Below are 5,454 nucleotides of genomic sequence, written 5' to 3'. Positions count from 1 at the left end.
CCCCACCACCGAGACAAGGAGGCGTGTCTGCCAATTTCACCACCCAACAATTTTAGTCATTAGTCCAAAGTCTGCAGTCGTAAGTCTACTAAAGACTATGGACTTTTGACTTAGGACTAAAGCCGCTGTAGGGGAAGGAATCGAACCTTCAAGGAGTGGTTAGTACCGAAACCGGTATATTCCCATTATTCTCCGCCACCGAGACAAGGAGGTGTGTCTGCCTGTTTCACCACCCTACATTATGTTATGCAATTTYGAAAGAACGTTTCCTTTTTGTTAATTGCTTGATACAAATGTAAAGGAACAACCAATACCTTGCAAATATTTTAAACATTTAATTTTATTTTTATAATATTGATAAATATTCGTAAATTCGCTTATCATAATTCAAAAATATGCTTAAAAAAGACAATTCCAATTTAGAAATTGACAACCTCGACATCGATATATTGAAACAATTGATGCAGGATGCCACTAAACCTTATACAGAAATCGCCAAAGATCTGATTGTTTCGGGCGGAACGATACACGTTAGGATGAAGAAACTGCAGGAAATGGGCATTATTAAGGGCTCGCACTTAATCATTGATCCGCAGAAGGCTGGATATGATATCTGTGCCTTTTTGGGTATTTACCTGGAGAAAGGAATCCAGTACAAAGATGCAGTTGCACAATTGAGCAAAATTAAAGAAGTGGTAGAATTGCATTATACTACCGGTGCCTACAGTATGTTTGCCAAAATTATCTGCAGGGATACCAATCATTTACGCCACGTTTTAAACGAAGAAATACAGGCCGTGAACGGTATTCAGCGTACGGAGACTTTAATCTCGTTAGAAGAGAGCATTAAGCGTCAGATTGAACTGGGGTAGAGCAGAAAGACTAAAGGTAAAAGACTAAAGCAAAAAGATTTCATTAAGAACACGAAGCTTAAATGATCTCATATGCCTTATATGGTAAAATGCTATTGGTCATTCTTAATAATCAGGAAATGAACGCTGAGTGGGATTTTGGGAACAGTAGTCCCGTTATYCGCTATAGCYCCGATRAATCCCGATGTRAAATCGGGAGGRGGCTGCCGYTACTACCGGGTTTAGAAACAAAGGTTTGTGTAGCTAGGCCCCAAACCATTAATAGCAGCACTCAATTGGCCACCTAGACCCGATTGGAGTGAACACGAAGCCGCAGGCAAAGTAAAACGGAAAGCGGGAAAAAACCCAGATAGTTTTACAGGYGCTGCGCTCCTAATAGCTTTTATATAATTTTTTATTTGAAAATGAGCATTCAATATTAATCGGGAACAGTAGTCCCGTTATTCGCTATAGCCGATGAAGAATCGGGCTGCCGCTACTACCGGGTTTAGGAACTGAGGTTTATACAGCACCCAGCCAAAAATAGCACCACCTAACGAGCCACCTAGACCCGATTGGAGTGAACACGCAATCCCGATATTTCATCGGGATAAGTAAAACGGAAAGCGGGAGGAAACTCAAATAATTATACAGGCCTTGCTCTCCTAACCTTAATAATCATATTTATAAAAAAGTCCTTCGACTACGCTCAGGATGACAAACGAAAAAAGACAACACTATTTCAACAGTTGATAAGCAACAAGCGCAGCAACGTAAGCCATGGCTGTCATATAAGCCAATTGGATAACCGGCCATTTCCAGCCTTTAGTTTCGCGGTATACAATAGCTACTGTGCTCATACATTGCATGGCAAAAGCATAAAAAAGCATTAATGAAATGCCGGTAGCAAAAGTATATACAGGCAAACCGGTGCGACTGTTAACCGAGGCAGACATGCGTTCTCTAATGGTGCTTGTATCCTCATCACCGCCATCGACGCTATAAATCGTAGCCATAGTACCTACAAAAGCTTCGCGGGCAGCAAAGGAGGTAATTAAACCAATACCAATTTTCCAATCGTAACCCAGAGGGCGGATGGCAGGCTCAATCCAATGGCCAAGAATGCCCACATAAGAATTTTCCAATTTCTCGGTAGCCACCAGGGTTTTAATGTGATCTGTATTTTTTGTAGTATCGGCCAGAGCAGATTCGTATTTTTTATCGATACTTTCGAAACGGCTTCCTGGCCCAAAAGAGGCCATTACCCAAAGAATGATGGAAATGGCAATGATTACCTTACCCGCTTCGAAAACAAAAGTTTTTGATTTCTCGTACATGGTGTAGAACACATTTTTCCACCTTGGCATGCGATAAACCGGCAGCTCCATGATAAAATAAGATCTTTCTTTGGTTTTGATGATGAATTTCATTACCCAGGCCACCAGTACCGCAGCAATAATCCCTACCAGGTACATCACCAYTAGCGCCAGCCCCTGCAGGTTAAAAACACCTAAAACGGTTTGAGAAGGAATAATTAACGAAATGATTAAAATATACACCGGAAGCCTTGCCGAACAGCTTACCAATGGGGTAACCATGATGGTAATCATCCTGTCTTTCCAGTTTTCGATATTTCTGGCAGCCATAATAGACGGAACTGCACAGGCTAAACCACCTATCATCGGCACCACCGATTTACCGTTAAGGCCAACCTTACTCATAATTTTATCCATCATAAAGGTAACACGGGCCATGTAGCCGGTATCTTCCAAAATGGATATAAAGGCAAAAAGGATTGCAATCTGTGGGATAAACACGAATATGCCGCCTAGCCCGGCAACAACACCATCCAATAACAGATCGGTAAGCATGCCCGCCGGCAAATATTCGTGACCGGTACTCGTTATAAAACCAAAACCAGTCTCAATCCAGTCCATTGGATAAGATGACCAGGCAAATATGGCATTGAAAATAACAAAAAGAATCAGCAAGAAAATGGCAAATCCCCATACTTTATGGGTTAAAATAGCATCTAATTTATCGCTGAAAGAAAATTTCTTTTCGGTACCATTGTCAACAACCACATCAGATAAAATAGTACTGAGGTGTTTGTACCTGGCAATGGTTTCTGCAGCCTGAATTTTTGAAGACTCAAAATGGTGTGACTGCTCTATATTTTCAATTTCTTCCTGTTCTTTTTCGGTAAAGAAAGTTAAATGCTCATGTTGGTGCAAAACCTGCAGCGCATAATAATCGTTATCAGAATTAAGTTTCGATTTTATGGCATTAATAGCTTCAGGAGCCAGAAAATTCACATCTACATCCTGGAGCTGTGTGGCAATTTTATTGGTATTGGCAATAGCCTTTTTTAGTTTGTCAATCCCAATGTTATTCCGTGCTGAAATGGGAACCACCTGGACGCCCAGTTTCGCTGCAAGTTTATCCAGATTGATCTCGATCCCTTGTTTATCCGAAAGATCGATCATATTCAGGGCCAAAATCATAGGAATGCCTAAATCTGCCACTTGCGAATACAAAAGCATATTGCGCTTTAAATTGGAAGCATCGGCAATGAGGACAATAACATCAGGATGGCTATTGTTTTTTTTATCGGCAAGTACTTGAAAAACGATGCTTTCATCAGCACTTTTCGGATATAAACTATACGTTCCCGGTAAATCTATTATTTCGGCTTCTTTACTATTGGCAAGTTTTGTAAAACCTGTTTTCTTATCAACAGTAATGCCTGGAAAATTTCCGATTTTTTGATTTAACCCTGTTAAACGGTTAAATAAAGTAGATTTACCTGTATTGGGATTACCAACTAACGCAACTTTAATATCCAAACCCAGCTTTTTTATTGAATAATGATAACATCGGCTTCGCTTTTACGCAAGCAAAGCTGATAACCAGCAACACGGATCGCCATTGGATCGCCCAGAGGAGCAAAACGCTCTACTTCTACCACCTCACCCGGCAAGCAGCCCATCTCCATTAACTTTACAGACATATCTAAATCTGTAAAAGCTACAATTGTTCCTTTTTCTCCAACTTTTAGGTGCGACAGTTTCATGTGCTAAATTTGGCGCAAGTTAACCTTTCTTTAGATTTATTCCAAATAAGATAGTCGTGTGTGGGATATAAATTACACAGCTTTACCCTAAAATGATCTAGTTCCGCTGTCTGCCCCCGCCAAAGCCGCCACCGCCATTACCTCCACGCTTCCTGCCACCCTCTTCGCCTCCCCTGATGCGGTTTTTACCCCCCATGCGGTTAAGTGAATAGGTAAACGAAAACATAAAATAACGCTGCAGTACATTATAACTTACATCCTGAATGGTATTGTTATTGGCTGTACGGCTTACGCCCTGGTTTTCGTTCAGCAAATCGTTTACCGCCGCTTTAAAGGTTCCCCTGTTTTTAAAGAACTGTTTGCTGATGTAAGAATTTACGAGTGTAAAATGTGTATCGAAACCCTCTCCTCTTCCGGTATTCTGGTTATAATCGGCATCTATTGCCCAGCGGATATTTCCTGGGAATAAATAACTTACACTCACATTTGGACTAAAGGTATAATAACGCGTATTAGAATTAGGCTGAACCGAATAGGTTGCACGGTTAATCGAACCATTTAAACCAGCTGTTAAATCGAGCTTATCTAAATTGGAAACCAAGCGATAACCATTGGTAATAGACCAGCTATTGGTAATATTTTTTAAAGCATTGGTAAAGTTTACATCCCTATCATAACTACCACTAACATTGATATGAAAGTTCAGCTTATTCTCTGCCATAATCGGCAAACTTAATGAAGAGGAAATAGACCCCGAGTAAACACCGTTTACATTCACCGGAGTAATAGCCAGTTTTCCCTGGTCTTCGCCGCTTTGAATTAAGCTACTGCTATTCGCAATCCGGTTTGAAGTTTGGGTTAGGTTTAAATTGACGAATAAGGACCTGTTTTTTCCGACGGTAAACGTATTGTAGGCTACGCGAAGGGTATTATTGAATTCGGGCTTCAGATCAGGGTTACCAACGGGGATACTTTGTGTGTTGGTATTGTTCCGGATCGGCTGCAACTGCTGAATGGTTGGTTGGTTTGTGCTGCCCCTATAGTTAAACACCATGCGTTTACTGTTGCTAAAATTATACCTGAACATGGCCGAGGGCGTATAGTTGAAAACGTTCTGCTTGAGTACAAATCCCTTACTGATATTGTTATTTGTGCGATCAGTATTCTGAACCGCCACACCGACATTCCAATTGTATTTTTTCGCCATTTTATTAAAGCTAAAACCTGCCGAGTTGGTTAAAATGGTATTTTCGTAAGCATTGCTAAAGGTTTCATCCAATAAATCGTATTGTAAGGTAGCTGGATTGAAATTATAGGTAAAACGATCGGATGTATTGTGGTTATAACCGTTCTGATAATTAAACTCCAGGCTCAAGGTTTTATCCAGGGGCTCGGTATATACCAATCTTGTATTCTGGTTGATGGACTCGCTCTCCTGATCGTTAAACTGGTCGGTCGTTTTTTGAGTGGTAGTTCCGTTTTCTTTTCTGGTTTCAGGATTTGTATTGTAATTATCAGCATCGTTATTGT

At 40.7% G+C, this 5,454-nt stretch carries 4 protein-coding genes; 1 reads left to right on the top strand and 3 read right to left on the bottom strand.

Annotated elements, in window-relative coordinates:
* The first annotated feature begins 395 nt into the window (after positions 1-395).
* A complete protein-coding gene (locus tag AC1DND_RS18025; protein WP_025145395.1) occupies positions 396-872 on the top strand; it encodes an Lrp/AsnC ligand binding domain-containing protein in 477 nt (158 codons plus the stop codon).
* A gap of 716 nt (positions 873-1,588) precedes the next feature.
* Here the strand turns inward: AC1DND_RS18025 and feoB are convergent.
* The 3 genes from feoB to AC1DND_RS18010 all read right to left on the bottom strand — a co-directional run.
* Complete coding sequence (gene feoB, locus AC1DND_RS18020) at positions 1,589-3,697, bottom strand: ferrous iron transport protein B (protein ID WP_477583704.1); 2,109 nt, start codon at positions 3,695-3,697, stop codon at positions 1,589-1,591.
* 11 nt (positions 3,698-3,708) lie between these two features.
* Positions 3,709-3,924 carry a FeoA family protein gene (locus tag AC1DND_RS18015; RefSeq protein ID WP_055913318.1) on the bottom strand — a complete coding sequence of 72 codons (216 nt, stop codon included), beginning with the start codon at positions 3,922-3,924 and terminating at the stop codon, positions 3,709-3,711.
* A gap of 97 nt (positions 3,925-4,021) precedes the next feature.
* On the bottom strand, positions 4,022-5,454 hold a 1,433-nt coding region (locus tag AC1DND_RS18010; RefSeq protein ID WP_477583702.1), incomplete at its 5' end, for an outer membrane beta-barrel protein.

Source organism: Pedobacter sp. 01N416 (assembly GCF_056399685.1).
The sequence above is the reverse complement of the archived record's forward strand: the minus strand, read 5'-3'. Positions and strand labels throughout refer to the sequence as shown.